Raw genomic sequence first — 17,385 nt, forward strand, 5'->3', positions numbered from 1 at the left:
ATTATCCATTTAATAGTAATAAAAGGGTGTAATTGAATATAAATTTATTTTGGTGTTTCTGTCTATTTAACAACACCTGGTGCGAAGTTAATTATTTGGATATTTGGCTTTTTTACGCTAATATATCTTGGATATGAAAGTATACAAGATGCTTCTAAGCAGGTGGAGAGTAAAGGGAATGGAGAAAGAGAACACCCAATGAAATCATTTGCTTCAGGATTTTTAATTGCAATTTCTAATCCACTTAATATTATATTTTGGATTGGCATTTACGGAGCTGTCTTAACAAGTGCGATTAGTGCAGTAGGCAAAGAACAAGCGTTATTGTACAGCATTACAATATTTGTTGGGATTATGATTTGGGACTTATTTATGGCGACTTCTATTCATTTTGGAAGAAGATTTGTAAATAACCGTATGATGAAATGGATTTCTATTTTTGCGGGAATTGTTTTAGTTGGGTTTGGATATGAAGCAATTAAAGGGGGTGGGGATCTCATATAAGAGAAGGATAGCCAAGGAAGAAAATAATTATGCCTTAGCTATCCTTTTAAAAATATAATTAGAGTATGTCTTTTTTGGAATGGCAAAAGCCACCTTTTCTATTATTTATTTTATCATTCGTATCTTCCACTTTTCCAGGTGAATGCACTTTTTGTATCTTAGAGTGATCCACATATTCATCTGAAAACTCCATAGCATATTTATCACGATGATGTATGTTAGATGACGGACGTAAATCTTCATCTTCATGTAAAACCATTCTTTTCATGTAAATATGAAAAAATATTTATTCGGCTATAAATCAGAATAATCTTTAGTTAGATGGGTTAATCATAAAAAAGAATTCCATATTTCTTCGAATATATTTGAATGTTTTCCCAAAGGGGGATTAACTTTGAGCACAGTAGAAAATGCACTATCCATTTTTGCTTTAGGTGGAGTAAATGAAATAGGGAAAAATATGTATGCCATACAATATTCAAATGATATTGTGGTAATTGATTGCGGTTCTAAGTTTCCAGATGAAAGTTTATTAGGAATTGATCTGATTATCCCGGATACTACATACTTGCAAGAAAATAAGGATAAAATTCGCGGTTTAGTTGTTACACATGGACACGAAGATCATATTGGCGGTATCCCGTATCTATTAAAACAATTGAATGTACCAATTTATGCAACAAAATTAACAATCGGTTTAATTGGAATTAAATTAAAAGAACATGGGCTTCAAAATTTAACGCAATTATTTGTTATTGATTCTGAATCGGTTATTGAATTTGGTTCAATAAGCTTGACGTTTTTTAAAACGAATCACAGTATTCCTGACTGCCTTGGTATTGCTTTTTATACACCAGAAGGTACTGTAGTACATACAGGCGACTTCAAATTTGATTTGACTCCTGTAAATAATCAATACCCAGATATTCATAAAATGGCTAAAATCGGAAGTGGTGGCGTTTTAGCTCTGCTCTCGGAAAGTACGAATGCAGAACGCCCTGGATTTACTCCATCAGAACGATCTGTAGGTGAGCGCATTGAAGAAGCGTTCATCAAAGCTCGTAGAAAAGTCATTGTTTCTACATTTGCTTCTAATGTTAATCGCGTACAGCAAGTGGTAGATGCGGCTATAAAAACGAATAGAAAGCTTGCTTTGCTTGGGAGGAGTATGGTTAATGTAGTGTCTGTTGCTTTAGAACAAGGTTATTTGAATATTCCTGAGGGAATGTTAATAGAAGCAAATGAGATCAATCAAATGGACCCAGAAAGGGTAGCTATTCTTTGTACTGGAAGTCAAGGTGAACCTATGGCTGCTTTATCCCGTTTAGCCAGTGGAAACTATCGACAGGTAGATATCCTATCTGAAGATACTGTCATTTTAGCCGCAACTCCTATCCCAGGAAATGAACGTAATGTTTCACGTATTATAGATAATTTATTTTTATTGGGAGCCAATGTTATTTATGGATCGGGCAGTTCAACGGGAATGCATGTTTCTGGACATGCCTATCAAGAAGAATTAAAATTAATGCTTACTTTAATGAAACCTAAATATTTCATTCCTATTCATGGTGAATTTAGAATGTTACATCATCATAGTCTATTAGCAGAGTCCGTTGGTGTTAAGAAAGAGAATATTTATGTTATTAGTAATGGTGATGTTGTTGATATAAAGAATCAAGTCGCTTGGAAATCCAGACGAATACCTGCAGGAAATATATACGTAGATGGATTGGGTATTGGAGATGTTGGAAACGCAATCTTACGCGATCGTAAACAGCTTTCTGAAGATGGTATGCTTGTTATAGTTATCACACTTAGTAAAACAGAAGGGAAAATTATTTCTGGTCCGGATATGATTTCTCGTGGATTTGTATATGTTCGTGATTCGGAAGACTTTTTGCAGAGGATTAACCAATTGATTGTAACAACCATTAACAATTTACAAAAAGAAAATGTTAGTCAATGGAATGTTCTTAAGAAAGAAATAAAAGAAGTACTTGGACAGTTTGTATACTCACATACAAAAAGAAAACCAATGATTCTTCCTATAATAATTGAAGTTTAAACGGACTGTTTTAAGTAATTGCTGTTTGATATTACTGTGTATACATGTAAAATGTTGTATAAGAGTAGATAAAAAACATTAGAAATGTTTGTATTCTAATGTTTTTTTTATATAACGTTAAGAAAGATAAATTTTTTATTTTTAGGGAAGGGTCAAAATAATGAGCTTTACATTAAATAAAACAATAATTAAACGATTATGTGGAGAAACCTCATATAAAAAGGGTGAGGCCTATTATAAGACAGACAAGGTTGATATTACTAATTACGATACTCAGAGAAATATTTGCGAGGCAACAGTGAAGGGGAACGGAGATTTCTATGTCAAGATAGAAACCGCTCATAATGGTGATATTGTTGGGGAATGCAGTTGTCCTTCACTTGCTTCTTTTCATACATATTGTCAACATATTGCAGCTGTATTACTATATATAAATAATTTTCAACGAAGTGGACAATCGTTAGAAGTTAATTCAAAAAAAGATCCCATGAACTCTAAAGATGCTCAACTAGCGAGTGGTATGTTGGATTTATTTGATGAAAAGCCACTGCGACCTAAAAGTAAGCAACACCGATTTGATACACGAAAAATACTTGATGTGGAATTCTTTTGTATTCCAGTATCTTCTAAAAACGGGGGGGCGCTGTTTGGTATTCAGGTAAAGTTAGAGAAGTTATACACTGTATATAAGCTTAGAGAGTTTCTTAATAGAGTGGAACAAAGAGAGCCTTTCATATGTTCAAATAATTTTACTTACACGTCAGATGCTTATAGTTTTCAGCCAGAAACGGATGCTGTTATTCAACAACTGATTCAAATTTACCGAAATGAAAAAATGTATGTAGAATCGTTGCAAATAAACGCTGAACAAGATGAAAGTATGATTTTAATTCCACCTGCGTCCTGGGATTATATGCTTTCACTGCTTTCCGCTACTTCATTTGTAACGGTTGAGCATGATGGAAAATCATTTCATGGTGTACATGTCTCAAAAGGATTATTACCTATAAATTTTGAGTTCAATAAAGGTGTAAATGGGGGATATATACTTGAGATTAGTGGGTTACAACAAGTTCAAGTAATGGATACATATAGTTATGCTCTTTTTGGAGGGAAGCTATATCGTTTAAACGTGGAGGATTGTAATCGGCTTATTGAATTAAAGAGAATCATGAATCGTTCTAGAAGTAATCAATTTCATATTTCAATTGAGAAAATGGAACATTTCGTAGCGAAAGTAGTACCAGGTTTAATGAAGCTTGGTAACGTTCGGATTGATGAGGTTGTATCGGAACGTATTGAAAAAACACCTCTCAAAGCCAAATTGTTTTTAGATCGAGTCAAGGATCGGTTACTGGCAGGACTAGAATTCCAATATGGAAATGTTGTTATCAATCCGTTAGAAGAGGATGGACAACCTTCAGTTTTCAATCGGGAGGAGAAAAAAGAACAAGAAATTTTAGAAATTATGAATGAGAGTGCCTTCGCGAAAACAGAAGGCGGTTATTTTATGCATAATGAGGAAGCGGAATATAATTTTTTATATCACGTTGTTCCGAAATTGAAAGGTTTACTGGAGATTTATGCGACTACAGCTATTAAGTTGCGCATTCATAGAGGAAACAGTGCACCTCTCATAAGGGTAAGGCGGAAAGAGCGAATGGATTGGTTATCATTCAGTTTTGATATAAAAGGAATTCCGGAAGCTGAGATTAAAGGTGTATTAGCAGCACTTGAGGAGAAACGTAAATATTATCGATTAGCGAACGGTTCCTTGCTATCCCTAGAGAGCGAGGAGTTTAATGAGATTAACCAGTTTATAAAGGAATCGGGTATTCGCAAAGAAATTCTAAAAGGAGAAGAAGTGAATGTACCGCTCGTGCGCAGTGTAAAATGGATGAGTTCACTTCAAGAAGGAAATGTTTTGAGTGTAGATCAATCTGTTCAAGAGTTGGTAGAAAACATTCAAAGCCCTAAAAATCTAAAGTTTACTGTACCAGATAGCTTAGCTACAGTCCTTAGGGAATATCAAAAATATGGATTTGAATGGATGAAGACACTCGCATATTATCGTTTTGGTGGCATATTAGCAGATGATATGGGACTTGGTAAAACGCTGCAAAGCATTACTTTTATCGCTTCTATTTTGCCTGAAATTCGAGAGAAGAAGCTACCTGTATTAGTCGTATCGCCGTCTTCTTTAGTTTATAACTGGCTAAGTGAATTAAAGAAATTTGCTCCAGATATTCGAGCTATTATTGTGGATGGAAATCAAACAGAACGCCGAAATATTTTAAAAGATGCTACAAAGTTTGACGTTATTATTACGTCGTATCCTTTGTTACGAAGAGATGTAAAGTTATATGCACAGCCATTCCATACGTTATTTCTTGATGAAGCACAAGCATTTAAAAATCATACGACGCAAACTGCAAAAGCAGTGAAAGCGATTCAAGCAGAGTATCGTTTTGCACTGACTGGAACTCCTGTAGAGAATTCATTAGAGGAACTTTGGTCTATTTTCTATGTAGTATTCCCGGAATTGCTTCCAGGAAGAAAAGAGTTTGGAGACTTGAGGCGTGAAAACATTGCAAAACGGGTGAAGCCGTTCGTGTTACGTCGTTTAAAAGAAGAAGTCTTGAAAGAATTACCAGAGAAAATAGAGCACTTACAATCATCTGAACTACTACCAGATCAAAAAAAGCTTTATGCAGCTTATTTAGCAAAGTTGAGAGAAGAAACATTAAAGCATTTAAACAAAGATACATTGCGTAAAAACAAAATTAGAATTTTGGCTGGTTTGACGAGACTTCGGCAGATTTGTTGCCACCCAGGTTTGTTTGTCGATGACTATAGGGGGAGTTCAGCTAAATTTGAACAGCTTCTAGAAATTGTGGAGGAGTGCAGAAGTACAGGGAAGAGAATTCTTATATTTTCACAATTCACGAAGATGCTTTCCATCATTGGACGGGAGTTAAACCGTCAAGCTGTCCCGTATTTTTATTTAGATGGGAATACTCCGGCGTTTGAACGTGTAGAGTTATGCAATCGGTTTAACGAAGGAGAGGGGGATTTGTTCCTTATTTCTTTAAGGGCTGGTGGTACTGGTCTCAATTTAACAGGAGCGGATACCGTTATATTGTACGATTTATGGTGGAATCCTGCAGTCGAACAGCAAGCGGCAGACCGTGCTTATCGAATGGGACAAAAGAATACTGTACAAGTGATCAAATTAGTAGCGCATGGCACGATTGAAGAAAAAATGAATGAGTTGCAAGAGAGCAAGAAGAATTTAATTGCAGAAGTGATTGAGCCAGGTCAGGAGAAGCTATCTTCGATTACGGAGGAAGAAATTAGAGAGATTCTTATGATTTAACATCGTAAATATTAGAGGGTTTTAAGGAAATAAAAGCTATTCTTTCGTAAATGCCAAAGAATAGCTTTTTTCATTATGAACGTAATAATTACATTCTTTTTCGAGCAAAGTAAGTGGATCATATATTTTTGTTAACTATTTTTTGTACCTTTACTTTTATAAGGTTTCGCATTTTTCTTTTTCTTAGCGCTAGATTGCCAGCGGTTCCAGCCTTTACTTCCTGTTCCTTGACCTGTCCCCTTCTTAGCTTTAGCTTTCGTTTTACTCATATAATCACTCCGTTATTATTATAGAAAATCTACTTTGATAGTAGTCAATGTCTTTGAAATATAATCTCGATCCATGACTATGTTTGTTCCTAACAGTTGCTGATCAGAACAAACAACTGAATGCTCTAGTATATCATAAAATGGGAAGTAATTTGATGCATTATGAAATCATTATCGAAATTTGTATAGATTTATTCGAATTGTAGAATGTTATTACATATGATAAAAATTATAAAGAAAATGAAATTTATGAGAAATACAATGGATTCTGTTTTTCGGACAATTACACTACTTGTCATATACATGATGGTTACGTTGAGTAAATTATTTTTTGGATTGAAGCCACAAAAGAAGCGATAAATTTTATCCCGCTATTCGTGAACGGTAAGATTCACACCTCAAAATTCAGCAAAAGCAAAGGAGATAGGTGGGGGATGAAGCCCCCACCGCTAATTAAAGTTTTACTTTATAAAGATGTTTTATTTACAACAATCAATAAAGCCGTAAAATAAAGAATTGAAAAATATTTTCAAACTTTTTGTTGACTTTCTTGTTTTTTTGTATAGAATAATCATTAATAAAATGTTTCAGAGATGTGACAACAAAACGACTATGAAAGGACGAGTAGTAGTAGGATGTAGTCAAAGCGAGTCAGGGGTGGTGTGAGCCTGATACGAAGCCTGTTATGAAGAACCTCCTGGAGTCGCTAACCGAAATCCTTTAGAGGAAAGTAGACTTAGCCGGAAACTTCGCCGTTACAAGAAGAACAGTATCGAGATTTCTCTAATCTCCGTACTGAATAAGTGAGCAACCTCTGTTGCTAATTTGGGTGGTACCGCGGAACCAAAGCCTTTCGTCCCAGTTTTTTGGGAAAGAAGGGCTTTTTTTGTTGGCTTCTTTCCACTACATCCAAACATTTTAGGAGGAAACCAACATGTATCAATCATTAATGACAGTAAGAGAGACACAAATCGCAATTAAGGAAGTTAAAACATTTTTTGAGGATCAATTAGCAAAACGTCTTGGACTATTCCGCGTATCTGCACCATTATTCGTAACGAAAAAATCAGGTTTAAACGATCACCTAAACGGTGTAGAACGTCCAATTGAATTTGATATGCTTCACTCAGGAGAAGAATTAGAAATTGTTCATTCACTAGCGAAATGGAAACGATTTGCACTACATGAATATGGTTACGAAGCTGGTGAAGGTTTATATACAAACATGAACGCGATTCGCCGTGATGAGGAACTTGATGCAACGCATTCCATTTACGTTGACCAATGGGATTGGGAGAAAATTGTTCGAAAAGAATGGCGTACAGTGGATTACTTACAAGAAACAGTACGTACAATTTATGGAATATTCAAAGATTTAGAAGATCATTTGTTTGAAAAATATCCGTTCCTCGGGAAGTATTTACCGGAAGATATCGTATTTATCACATCTCAAGAATTAGAAGATAAATATCCAGAGTTAACGCCGAAAGATCGTGAGCACGCGATTGCGAAAGAGCATGGTGCAGTCTTTATTATCGGAATTGGCGATGCACTTCGCTCTGGTGAAAAGCATGATGGACGCGCATCTGACTATGACGATTGGAAATTAAACGGAGATATTTTATTCTGGCATCCAGTACTGCAATCTTCATTTGAATTATCATCAATGGGAATTCGCGTTGATAGTAAATCACTTGATGAACAGTTAACGAAGAAAGGCGAAGATTTCAAACGTGATTACGATTTCCATAAAGGAATTTTAGAAGACGTGCTCCCGCTTACAATTGGTGGTGGCATTGGACAATCAAGAATGTGCATGTACTTCTTACGTAAAGCGCATATCGGTGAGGTTCAAACTTCTGTATGGCCTGATGAAATGCGTGAAGCGTGTAAGAAGGAAAACATTCACTTGTTTTAATAAAGAATGCATCGAATTATTTTTTGAACGGGGACTGTTGATTCATAAGTTTACCAAACATGATTTAAATTAGCTCTATCTTTTCATTAGTTTTGAGGTATGAAACTCTTCAAAAAACATCCGAAATATCAAGAGATATCTTTTTCTGTGGTATATAAAGCAGAAAAAAGAGACACATGATATTTTTGGATGTTTTTTATGTTTCGTAAATTGGAATGCTGTACATTATCAAAAAAATAACAACTAATTGTATGATAGACTGGAATTTGAAATAACATGTATGTAGTAGTTCGGCTATTAGGATACAGGTTACGCATTTAATTTATATATGTCTCTGACAGAATGTTTATTGGATAACCAAAAGGGGGAGAAAAGTATGTTACATAGTTTACATGCAATAGAAGAAGTACGAAATGGAAACATGTATACGAAAGAAGCGAATATATGGTTAGGATTTTTGTTGGAAGAATATGGAGTGGTGAGTGTAGAAAGGAATTACCGAAGTATATTAGAGTATGTGGAACGGACGCTAAGGCATTTAGAAAAAATGAATGCTTCATACGGTATTCGTGCTCGTGTAGAAACTGTATTATGCTGGAGTGAAGTATCGAAGTGTGGTTCTGTAACGCAGCGCAAGAAGTGGAAGGATTTAGGGGTATCGTTTTTAGCACATAACGAAGATTCAGCTTATATTTATAGACGCTATTTTCCATATGATGATGTAACGTTTACACTTATTCGTACGCATGGATTAATAGGGCAAGTATTACGAGGAGAAGTATCCATGACTTCTCATGATGAACTGGTAAGATTATGGCAGCGAGGTGTGATTCAAAAAGATGAACTGCGTGAAGTGCTTCGTGTTTTAAATGAATGTATTATTACCGGGGTATCTGATAAGTTATGGATAAGAGTGAAGGAAGAGGTATATGAACGTATTGAACAAATACTTTGCGGAGAACTGATTGAATATAGTGTAAAGCAGCGAATTCGGCGGTTACGTACGAATGCTTCACCTAACGATACATATTTTGTTCAAGAGTATGATTCAATTATGAATGATAGGTTAGAAGAAATGTTTACAGTTTTATTTGATTATGACCTTTGGTATGTAGAAGCAGCATTAACTCATTTTAGTTTTGAAGAATTCGTGAAAGTATTTGCATTAGCCTACCAACATATTACTCAGAAGAATATAGATCATATCAGTTTCCAGCCTCTTATGGACGCATTGTATTATGAGAGAGAGGGAGATAAATACTTAAATATTTATACGAAACGAGCAATTGAAAAAGTATTGCGAAGTGTATCAATAGTAGAATTGCTAAATATGAGTCGAATTCCTCAATCAGAAATGTATCCTGAATTAAAGGAAACTGAAAACGTATTAACAATTGGTTTTGGAACAAGTGAGGTTGGAAAAACACTCATCGAATTTTGTTTAGCCTGTAAAAAAGAAAATAATGCTCATTATGAACAAGCTGTCATGATGTTATGTGAAATATTTGGCTTACGCCGGGATGTGTTTGATCGATTGGAAAATGAGGAAGAATATCTTTCGCATATGAATGGAAGTGTAGATGATAAAGTTGTGGTTCTTCCATATGTAGTAGGAGATACAATAGTAGAAATTGGTCCCGGTGGGGGCGTAATGATGAATAAATTTAAAGAGATTTATCCGAATAAATCGGTTATTGGAATAGATTTATCACGAAATGTAATTGAGAAGTTAACAAGTGATAAATACGAAAAAGGCTACAACTGGGAAGTTACACTAGGCGATGCTTTACATCTTGCAGATACATTCCATCCGGAAAGTATTTCTACAGTTCATTGTGGTTCAGTAAATCATGAGATTTTTTCTTACGGAGAAACAGATGGTAAGAAATTTAATGTTGCGACAATGGAACGTCTAGTGAGAAGTGTATTTCGAGTATTGACTTCTGGAGGACGTTGGATTATTCGTGATGGAGTAAAGACAGAAAGTAAAGAATGGTGTGAATTACATTTTCATGATGAAACCGCTATGCCTTTCTTAAAAAATTATCAACGTGATTTTCAAGGGCGACAAATTAAGATGAATATATTAGATGTGGATCGAGTAAGAATGCCAGTTAATGATGCAATGGAATTTTTATATACGTATACGTGGGGAGAAGAAGCGTATCCACATGAGGTGCAAGAACAATTTGGTGTATTCACACTTCAAGAATATATTGATTTTGTAGAGAGTGTTGTAGGCTCAGAGAATGTAAAAGTAATTGAGGCCAAGCAGTACCTTCTAGAAGGTTATATAGAACATTTATCGCAAAAGGTTACATTGTATGGTGAACATGGTGAACAAATAGCATTGCCGAATAGTACATGTTTGATTGTGTTTGAGAAAAGATAAAAGAGACGGAATCATGTTTTTTACTTAAAAGATAGAAGATGGGGCTAGCAAAATTCGATTTCGCTGCCTCGTTCCAGAAAAGATTCTGAAACGGATTTACATATAATCTGTTTCGGAATCTTTTTTTATGAGCATGTATAAATTGAGCTTTAGAAATTATGTTTACTAGTTTTATATTTTAAACTAATTTTTCCTAGATTTTACTTAGATTTTACTTTCACCACCTACAATGAAAATAAGAAAACGTAAGTGATAAAAATTTACACTTGTTTCATAAAGTGAGGAGGTAACGTGATGGAATTAATAATTGACCACGTAACAAAAAAATATGGTGAGAAAATAGCATTGAATGATTGTAGTTTACATTTAAAACCAGGAGTATTAGGACTTTTAGGCCCGAACGGTGCGGGGAAGTCTACACTTATGTGTATGTTAGCAACAATTGAACAACCGACGGATGGTAGCGTGATATGGGATGGGGAAAATATTCAAAAGAAACCGAAGTTGTTACGTTCAGAGCTCGGATATTTACCGCAAGACTTTGGCGTCTATCCAAATATGAACGCGGTCGAATTTCTAGAGTATATCGCAGCGATGAAAGGTTTATCAATGAGTTCTTCTAAAAAGCGGATCAATGAACTGCTTGAAGCGCTGAACTTAACGAATGATCGGAAACGATTATTAGGTGGGTACTCTGGTGGAATGAGGCAAAGAGTTGGAATTGCACAGGCTTTATTAAATGACCCGAAATTATTGATTGTAGATGAGCCGACAGTAGGATTGGATCCTGAAGAAAGAATTAGATTTAGAAATTTATTATCTAGTCTTTCTACGGATAGAATTGTTATTTTATCGACGCATATTGTAACGGATATTGAATCAATTGCGACAGATATTGCTTTATTATCAAAAGGAAATGTATTAGCTCATATGAGACCTGAACAACTATTAAAGCATGTAGAGGGAAAAGTATGGGAGTGGGTTATACCAGCTTCTGAGTTACATCATGTTCAAAAGAAATATATAGTAAGCAGCGCGATTCACCGGAGTGATGGAATTCATACACGCATCGTTTCCAGCAATGCGCCTAGTGCTAAAGCACATATAATCGCAGCCTCTCTTGAGGATGCTTACTTATATTATGTTTCTTTGAAAGGAGGGCATAAAATTGAACAATGTATATAATCTATTTTATTTCATTAAAAACAATTTAATTAGACAAATGAGAAGTTATCCATTTCTAATTGTAATTGGATTAACGATTTTTTTGGGATATGCTTGTGTGCCAGCAGCTTCAGCAGGCTATGAAATATTTTATCTTGGTGGAGTTAGAGGAATATATAATTCAAATTGGCTTGGTGGTATGGGAGCAATGACTTCTACTTTATTTATTTGGTTGCTTGGTTTTTATATGTTAAGAAGTCAAATTTCAGACGATCAACAGTTAGGAGTAGGGCAATTGATTGCCGCTTCACCTATAAGTAAATTTCAATATATTTTTAGTAAAACGATTTCTAATTTTATTGTTTTAGTGGTCATTGAGACGGTATTTATCATTGCTTTTATGGTAATGCAATTTATACGTGGGGAAGACCTTTCGTTTCAATTAGGTGGTTATTTATATCCACTCTTTTATATTGTATTTCCTTCATTATTGCTTCTAGCGGCATTCACAACTTTTTTTGATGTGTTTCCTGGTCTAAAAGGTGTAGTAGGCAATATTGTGTTCTTTTTCTTGTGGGTGTTATTAGCGATTATGTCGTTTGAAATGTCAAATCGTTATTTAGATGTATTTGGTTTAGGAATCATTCGTTCTGATATGATACATGATGCAATGAGAGAATATGAATTTTTAAGAGGAACAAATGGTGGAGGATTCGGGTATAACCCGGTAGAGGGAAAGATTAAAACATTTCACTGGGATGGATTGACTTGGGATGCAGAAATACTTGTAACAAGTTTGGTTTGGATTGGAATGGCGATGTTACTAATTTGGCTAACGTCCCTTGTGTTTAATAGATTTCTTACATTTACCAAAGTAAAGGAAAAGGTAAGAGAGGTTGAAGGGAATAAGAAAACAATCGCTGTGAATGAACAAAATCATAACTCTTTTATATTCACTTCTATAACGAAAACAAAGAGCATTAGTATGTTTCGTTTAATTAAAGCGGAGCTATCGATTATGTTAAAAGGGTTTACGATTTGGTGGTATGTAATTGCGATTGGGCTTATAGCATTTGGATTGATATGTCCGGTAGATATATCAAAAGGATGGCTACCTATTATTATAATTTGGCCAATTGCAATTTGGTCACAGATGATGACGAGAGAAAAATACTATGGTACGGATCAAATTATTATTTCGAGTTGTTCCCCATTGTATAAGTTTTTTGCAACATGGATTTCAGGTGTTATCGTGGGTCTCATTATCTCCAGTGGTCTTATCATTCAATTTATATTAATTGAAGATATTTCATTCTTGTTTTCTTGGCTTAGCGGTATAGTGTTCATTCCAACGCTAGCGTTAGTATTTGGAGTGTGGAGCCGAACGCATAAATTGTTTGAAGTCATGTATATACTTTTATGGTATTTAGGGCCAGTTAATCATCTTCCATATGTAGACTTCTTAGGAATATCAACATCATACGCTATTTTGTATATGGGGTTATCTATCTTATTGCTAAGTATTGCATTAATTGGGCAGTTACAGCAAATGGGAAGGCTACGGCTAATATTCAAGTAAGTAGTCAAGAGGGGTGATGTAATGAAGGGAATCAAAGAGAAAATATATTTATTTTCATCTATAAGTCTAATGACTTTAAGTATAGTGGCTTGTGGTACAAAAGAGAGTGAAGCGCCAGTCTCCAAACAGTTCGCCGTGAAAAATATAAATGAGATTTATATAAAAACAGTAGGAGAAAATATTAAACTCCATTCTACGACAGAAACAGATATTAAAGTTGATATAGGAGAGATAAAAGATGTAAAAGTGAAAGAGAATGGGGAGAAATTAGAAGTTATTACAGAACACTCTTCATCCATTGTAAATTTAAAAACAGCTACTGTGCATATATACCTTCCTGAAAAAACATATGAAAAAATAGATGTTAAAACAGAGTCAGGTGAGGTAATAGGTGAAAATATAGCATCTGAACAATTGAATTTGTATAGCGATTCAAGTGATATGACAATAAAAGAGTATAAAGGAAACAATATAAAAGGAGTTTCCAAATCAGGAGGGATTACGTTACAGGGAGTGGAAGGAAGCTTCGATATTCAAAACGATACGGGAGAGGTGAATGTATCCGCTGTTTCAAATTTAAAAAATGAAAGTAAAATAAAAACCGAATCATCTCATATAAATATAAACTTTAAGAGAGAGCCAAAAAATCTAGAGGTTGACTTGTCAACGCGTACGGGCCAAATAAAAAATGAATTTTCACTTTCAACTGGTGAAAAAGGAAACAATCATAAGGTAAAAGGTCGTATAGGAACTGGAAAAGGGAATGATACAAAGTTAACGGTGCAGTCTATGACAGGAACGATTGAGTTAAAACGTAATGAGAGTGTGAAACAGCTTTAAAAAATAAAGTTCGATTATGAAAGATACATTCTGAATGGATACTCTCGCTCTACTTAGAATATGTTTGTACAGTATAAATCTCTTTATAGGTGTGTTTATATAAACTTTTTAAATTATTCTAGATTGCTCTTCATCGGTGCACTGTATACTCTCTTTTTCTTGACAGGAATATCATATAGTATTAATATACCGGGGAGTATATTAATACTATATACATGGTAAAAACGTCTAATGAAAAGGAGTACAGGGTGTCATGCGAAGGAAAAAAGAATTAACAAATTCGAATTCGAAACGACAGTTATCGAACATTTTAGCCCAAACGGTTAAAACCGGAATTATTAAATCGAATTTGGTCCCAATGTTTGCTGGGTTAACATTGGCTTTATATAAATATAAGATTAGCCCGTTTGAGAAAATTCCAGAGATTATATTTGCTTTCATAGGTTCTATTTTAATCATAGGTGCAGCAGGGGCTTTTAATAATCTGTATGATCGTGATATTGATTCGATTATGGAGAGAACCAAAAAGAGACCAACTGTAACCGGAGAAATAAGCCCTAAGGCTGTATTATGGCTTGGAATATTGATGACAATCTCCGGGTTAGTATTTCTTGCACTAACCACATATTTAGCAGCCTTATTAGGGTTTTTAGGCTTATTTTTGTATGTTGTACCGTATACAATGTGGAGTAAGAGAAGAACAATTTACAACACAGAAATTGGAAGTGTTTCAGGGGCAATGCCACCACTCATTGGCTGGGCTGCTATTTATCCGGATATAATGCATCCGGCTATTATTGGGCTTTTTATCATAATGGTTATTTGGCAAATGCCTCATTTTTACGCCATAGCTATTCGCAAACATGATGAGTATAAGGCTGCAAAGGTTCCGATGCTTCCAGTAGTCAAAGGTGTTAAAAGAACATATATACAAACGAATATCTATTTAATTGTTTTAATTGGAATAAGTGTTCTTTTAGGATCTTTAAGCATTGGTCTTATGCTAGTAGCGCTTCTTTTAAGTATTTTATGGCTTGTTTTAAGCATTTATGGTTATAAAAAGATGGATTCAGAGAAATGGGCAAAATCATTGTTTATTTTTTCTCTTTTCCATATGACGATTTTATTTTCAACGATCATTATCTATTCCCTTATAGGTGTCTTTTTTGGAAGATGAATATAGGTAACGAATGAAAAGTTTTAGAACAATTTAATTTGTAAAGAATAAAAAAACCAATTTCTCGTGTATTAGAATGAGAGATTGGTTTTTTAGCGTGTGAATAAATTTTACTTACGTTTGTGCTACTAAATTGAACGAAAGTAATCGTCACTTTAATAAAACTATATTTTTGTCGATAATAAGTACTATAGAGTTGGAAGGGTAATATGAATCGTTGTTCCTTTTTCTATTTCACTGTTTACTTGAATGGTTCCACCATGTGCCGTTATAATTTTTTGGGCGATAGCCATTCCTAAACCAGTTCCTTCATTTGAAACGTTTGTAGTTGTACCTCGGTAGTACTGTTTAAATAGATTTTGAACTGTCATTTCATCCATACCGACGCCAGTATCTTCTATTATAATATGTACAGTGTCCTCTAATAGAATCGAGGTATGGATCTTTGTTTCTACAGGGTTATGTAAAACGGCGTTCATAAATAAATTTTGCAAAGAGCGATGTAGTAATTTTGTATCAATAGGAATAATAATGTTCGTTTTGTCTGCGTGAAAGCTAAAATGATAGTGTTCAGATCGTGGATCATTTGTCATATCAGCTATCATTCTTCTTGTAAATTCAATGATATTTATTTCTTCTTTTTTTAGCGGGATTTGTGAATCATGAAGGCGGAACGAGAGGTTTAAGTCTTCAATTAACTCCTTCATATGGTCCCCTTTTTGTTGAATCTCTTGCAGAAACTTCTCTTTTTCTTCCTCACTCCATTCATGGTCGGATGATAACATAAGTGCACTGTATCCTGTAATATAAGTGAGAGGTGTCTTTAAATCATGAGAGATTCCTGCCATCCATTCGCGTTTCATTTTCTCAAGTTGTTCTCGTTCATTCTCTATTTCTCGTAATCTATTTGTTAAATGTTCTATATTTAGAAAGACGTCTTTATATAAGCGATAAGGGCCTTTTAATTTTCCTGTTTTTTTATTGTACATTTGTTTCGTACTTTCTGGAGTTACATAAGAGCCTTCTGCTAGATGGTTAATCCATGAAATTATTCGAAATAAAGGTTTCCCGATATGCCATCCATATAAAATAGCGCCTAAAATAAGAGTACATACAAAGAGGCAAAAAACGATAAGAGCTTCCGTGTCTTTGTTCTCTTTGCTTATTCCGATAAGAGGTAGTATGCCTTCCATGAAGATGGCCATGAAAATCCCCATAAAAAAAGTACCGATACATAAACTACGAATAAAATGAAAGCCTAGTCGGAAACCAATTTTCATTTTTGTTGCTCCTTAGTATGCGGGATAAATTTATAGCCAATTCCTCTCAAATTAACAATGTATGTAGGGGATTTAGGATCTTCTTCTATTTTTTTACGTAATTTAGAAATATGCATGACTACTGTTTTATCATCACCCATAGAAGTAAGTCCCCACACTTGTTCATATAATTGCTCAGCTGTAAAAATCCGATTTGGATGTGTGCATAAGAAAGTAAGTAATTCTAGTTCTTTAGCAGTGCAATGTACAGATTTTCCGTTTACTGTTATCAGTCCCTCGCTTGGATATAGAGAAAAGGATTCAAAATGTAAATTAGAGTGTTCTTTCTTATGATGATGTATTAACATTTGTTGTCTGCGTAATTGTACGTTAATTCGAGCAGCTACTTCTAAAGGGTTAAATGGTTTTGTTATGTAATCATCCCCACCAATTCCGAGGCCTGTTAATTTATCTAAGTCACTAGAGCGCGCTGTCACAAATAGAATAGGGGTATTTGTATAGTTCCGTATTTGTCTACATAATTCGAAGCCGTCTATATCTGGTAGCATAACATCGAGTAAGATAATATCGAATGGATGATTTTTAACTAAGTTTAACGTCTCACTTCCGTTTAGAGCGGTTGTTACATGAATAAAATTTTCTTTCTTTAAGGTTAGTACTAACATATCTAGTATACCTTGCTCGTCATCTACTAAAAGAATATTTTCTGTTCTCATTATGTATCCGCCTTTACATGTTTTTTGTCTCATTAAAATGATTTGGAAAATATTTCACATGTAATAGTGTAACATAATACTATTTTGCTAGATAAAAAAATA

11 protein-coding genes, 2 pseudogenes and 1 other annotated feature are annotated in these 17,385 nt (G+C 34.5%); of the genes and pseudogenes, 9 read left to right on the forward strand and 4 right to left on the reverse strand.

The features are described from left to right. Positions 1-42: 42 nt before the first annotated feature. Positions 43-504 (forward strand): annotated as a pseudogene (locus ORL93_RS13105) (LysE family translocator); the annotation flags it as partial. Positions 505-562: 58 nt separating this feature from the next. Here the strand turns inward: ORL93_RS13105 and ORL93_RS13110 are convergent. After that, positions 563-790 (reverse strand): annotated as a pseudogene (locus ORL93_RS13110) (hypothetical protein); the annotation flags it as partial. Between the two features lie 108 nt (positions 791-898). On the opposite strand from ORL93_RS13110, the gene ORL93_RS13115 reads away from it, so the two are divergent. Then, positions 899-2,572 (forward strand): ribonuclease J, encoded by a 1,674-nt coding sequence (locus tag ORL93_RS13115; RefSeq protein WP_265959119.1) that lies wholly within the window; start codon positions 899-901, stop codon positions 2,570-2,572. A 160-nt stretch (positions 2,573-2,732) separates the two neighbouring features. After that, complete coding sequence (locus ORL93_RS13120) at positions 2,733-5,948, forward strand: DEAD/DEAH box helicase (RefSeq protein ID WP_098160423.1); 3,216 nt, start codon at positions 2,733-2,735, stop codon at positions 5,946-5,948. A 131-nt stretch (positions 5,949-6,079) separates the two neighbouring features. Here the strand turns inward: ORL93_RS13120 and ORL93_RS13125 are convergent, their stop codons facing one another. Next, positions 6,080-6,217 (reverse strand): DUF3934 family protein, encoded by a 138-nt coding sequence (locus ORL93_RS13125; protein WP_003196698.1) that lies wholly within the window; start codon positions 6,215-6,217, stop codon positions 6,080-6,082. A gap of 603 nt (positions 6,218-6,820) precedes the next feature. After that, positions 6,821-7,081 (forward strand) — a binding site (T-box leader). A 70-nt stretch (positions 7,082-7,151) separates the two neighbouring features. Here ORL93_RS13125 and asnA point away from each other — a divergent pair. The 6 genes from asnA (at position 7,152) to cyoE (ending at position 15,287) form a co-directional block, all read left to right on the forward strand. Further along, entirely contained in the window at positions 7,152-8,135 is a 984-nt protein-coding gene (gene asnA / locus ORL93_RS13130; protein ID WP_006094420.1) for an aspartate--ammonia ligase, read from the forward strand. Positions 8,136-8,511: 376 nt separating this feature from the next. Beyond that, positions 8,512-10,527, forward strand: coding sequence for a class I SAM-dependent methyltransferase (locus tag ORL93_RS13135; RefSeq protein WP_098160424.1), 2,016 nt, complete (start codon positions 8,512-8,514; stop codon positions 10,525-10,527). Between the two features lie 294 nt (positions 10,528-10,821). Continuing rightward, on the forward strand, positions 10,822-11,712 hold the full coding sequence (locus tag ORL93_RS13140) for an ABC transporter ATP-binding protein (RefSeq protein WP_098160425.1): 891 nt from the start codon (positions 10,822-10,824) through the stop codon (positions 11,710-11,712). Positions 11,713-11,749: 37 nt separating this feature from the next. Continuing rightward, positions 11,750-13,270 carry a hypothetical protein gene (locus tag ORL93_RS13145; protein WP_098124821.1) on the forward strand — a complete coding sequence of 507 codons (1,521 nt, stop codon included), beginning with the start codon at positions 11,750-11,752 and terminating at the stop codon, positions 13,268-13,270. 21 nt (positions 13,271-13,291) lie between these two features. Then, entirely contained in the window at positions 13,292-14,110 is an 819-nt protein-coding gene (locus tag ORL93_RS13150) for a DUF4097 family beta strand repeat-containing protein (protein WP_097794171.1), read from the forward strand. Positions 14,111-14,363: 253 nt separating this feature from the next. Beyond that, a complete protein-coding gene (cyoE, locus tag ORL93_RS13155) occupies positions 14,364-15,287 on the forward strand; it encodes a heme o synthase (RefSeq protein WP_018783264.1) in 924 nt (307 codons plus the stop codon). A gap of 188 nt (positions 15,288-15,475) precedes the next feature. Here the strand turns inward: cyoE and ORL93_RS13160 are convergent, their stop codons facing one another. Further along, the gene (locus ORL93_RS13160) at positions 15,476-16,567 is read right to left on the reverse strand and encodes a sensor histidine kinase (RefSeq protein WP_097794170.1); all 1,092 of its coding nucleotides are present in this window, start codon (positions 16,565-16,567) and stop codon (positions 15,476-15,478) included. Beyond that, complete coding sequence (locus tag ORL93_RS13165; protein WP_097794169.1) at positions 16,564-17,283, reverse strand: response regulator transcription factor; 720 nt, start codon at positions 17,281-17,283, stop codon at positions 16,564-16,566. The genes ORL93_RS13160 and ORL93_RS13165 overlap by 4 nt, the downstream gene beginning before the upstream one ends. Between the last annotated feature and the right edge of the window lie 102 nt (positions 17,284-17,385).

Source organism: Bacillus sp. DHT2 (assembly GCF_026241455.1).
GTDB lineage: Bacteria > Bacillota > Bacilli > Bacillales > Bacillaceae_G > Bacillus_A > Bacillus_A pseudomycoides.

Coding starts and splice junctions, on each gene's coding strand:
- ORL93_RS13125 (WP_003196698.1), bottom strand. CDS start 6,217: ATGAGTAAAACGAAAGCTAAAGCTAAGAAGGGGACAGGTCAAGGAACA.
- ORL93_RS13150 (WP_097794171.1), top strand. CDS start 13,292: ATGAAGGGAATCAAAGAGAAAATATATTTATTTTCATCTATAAGTCTA.
- ORL93_RS13160 (WP_097794170.1), bottom strand. CDS start 16,567: ATGAAAATTGGTTTCCGACTAGGCTTTCATTTTATTCGTAGTTTATGT.
- ORL93_RS13135 (WP_098160424.1), top strand. CDS start 8,512: ATGTTACATAGTTTACATGCAATAGAAGAAGTACGAAATGGAAACATG.
- cyoE (WP_018783264.1), top strand. CDS start 14,364: ATGCGAAGGAAAAAAGAATTAACAAATTCGAATTCGAAACGACAGTTA.
- ORL93_RS13120 (WP_098160423.1), top strand. CDS start 2,733: ATGAGCTTTACATTAAATAAAACAATAATTAAACGATTATGTGGAGAA.
- ORL93_RS13165 (WP_097794169.1), bottom strand. CDS start 17,283: ATGAGAACAGAAAATATTCTTTTAGTAGATGACGAGCAAGGTATACTA.
- ORL93_RS13140 (WP_098160425.1), top strand. CDS start 10,822: ATGGAATTAATAATTGACCACGTAACAAAAAAATATGGTGAGAAAATA.
- asnA (WP_006094420.1), top strand. CDS start 7,152: ATGTATCAATCATTAATGACAGTAAGAGAGACACAAATCGCAATTAAG.
- ORL93_RS13145 (WP_098124821.1), top strand. CDS start 11,750: ATGAGAAGTTATCCATTTCTAATTGTAATTGGATTAACGATTTTTTTG.